The sequence below is a fragment of the Lentzea roselyniae genome (assembly GCF_039537795.1).
GTDB lineage: Bacteria > Actinomycetota > Actinomycetes > Mycobacteriales > Pseudonocardiaceae > Lentzea > Lentzea atacamensis.
Map to the genome: position 1 here is coordinate 1 of NZ_BAABBE010000120.1, position 1364 is coordinate 1364.

Here is a 1364-nt window from a genome sequence, read left to right on the forward strand (position 1 = left end):
GAGCCTGTCACGATTTTTGTGTAAGCCAGAGGTGATTTGCTTACATTTGTAGGTTATCAGAAAAGTATGCGACCGGGGAAGAGGTTGATCAGTGTGTTCAATGCCACCTTCCAGCCGTGCGTTCCCGTTCCCGATTCGCCTCCCCGCTGGCTGGAAATGTTCCGGAGCCCGAGGTAGAGAAGCTTCATCGCGGCGTCTTTGTCGGGGAAATGACCGCGGTTCTTGGTGATCTTCCGGAGCTGGAAGTTGATGGACTCGATCGCATTGGTGGTGTAGACGATCTTGCGGAGCTCGGGCGGAAAGTCGAGGAACGGGACGAACTCGTCCCAAGCGTTACGCCACACGTCAACCGCGCCCGGATACTGTGCGCCGAACTGCTTGTCGAACGCGGCGAGGCCGAGCTCCGCGGCCTCGAGGGTGGGCGCGGTGTAGATCTCCTTCATTCCCGTGACGATCTTCTTGCGGTCGCCGTAGGACACGAACCGCATCGCGTTGCGGATCACGTGCACGACGCAGGTTTGCACGACGGTGTCCGGGAAGATCGCGTGAATCGCGTCGGGCAGGCCGGTCAGGCCGTCGCAGCAGGCGATCAGGATGTCCCTGACGCCACGATTACGCAGGTCCGACAGGACCTTCTGCCAGAACTTCGCTCCTTCGGTGTCCTGGATCCAGCAGCCCAGGGCGTGCTTGCGGCCGTCCACGTCCACGCCGATGGCCAGGTAGGCGACCTTGGTGGTGACCACCCCGTTGTCCTTGACTCGAATCCGGATGCCGTCCACATAGAGGATTGGATATACCTCATCGAGCGGGCGTGATTGCCATGCCTTGATCTCATCGACCACCACATCGGTGATATTCGAGATCAGTTCCCGCGACGCGTTCACCCCATAGATTTCCAGCAGATGCGCCTCGATATCACGGGTGGTCATGCCACGCGAGTACAGCGACAGGATCATGTCGTCGATGTTGCCGATCCGCCGAGCCCGTTTCGGCACGATCGCCGGCTCGAATGAACCGTTCCGGTCACGCGGTACCTCGATATCGACCGGACCGTTCCTCGTGGACACCGTCTTGGTCGACCTGCCATTACGGGAATTGCCGGACCCGCGGCCGGCCGGGTCGCCGGCGTCATAACCCAGATGGTCCGTCATCTCGGCCTGCAAGGCCCGCTCGAGCACGGCCTTCGTCAACTGATTCAGCAGACCGTCGACACCATCAATCGGCGTTCCAGCCGACTTGGCGTCTTTCAGCAACGCGTCGATCGCCTCGGGCGCGAACGCCCCCGCGAGCCGCCGCGCTGCCGCCTCATCTCCCTGACGAGACGATGTGTCCTGTGTCACTCGGTGCCCCCTCCGACCGCCAAT

The 1364-nt window shown here is 61.4% G+C and carries 1 protein-coding gene; it reads right to left on the reverse strand.

Features of this window, described 5'->3' with window-relative positions; translation table 11 throughout:
* Positions 1-56 precede the first annotated feature (56 nt).
* The gene (locus tag ABFX45_RS46135) at positions 57-1340 is read right to left on the reverse strand and encodes an IS256 family transposase (protein WP_428834313.1); all 1284 of its coding nucleotides are present in this window, start codon (positions 1338-1340) and stop codon (positions 57-59) included.
* Positions 1341-1364 lie beyond the last annotated feature (24 nt).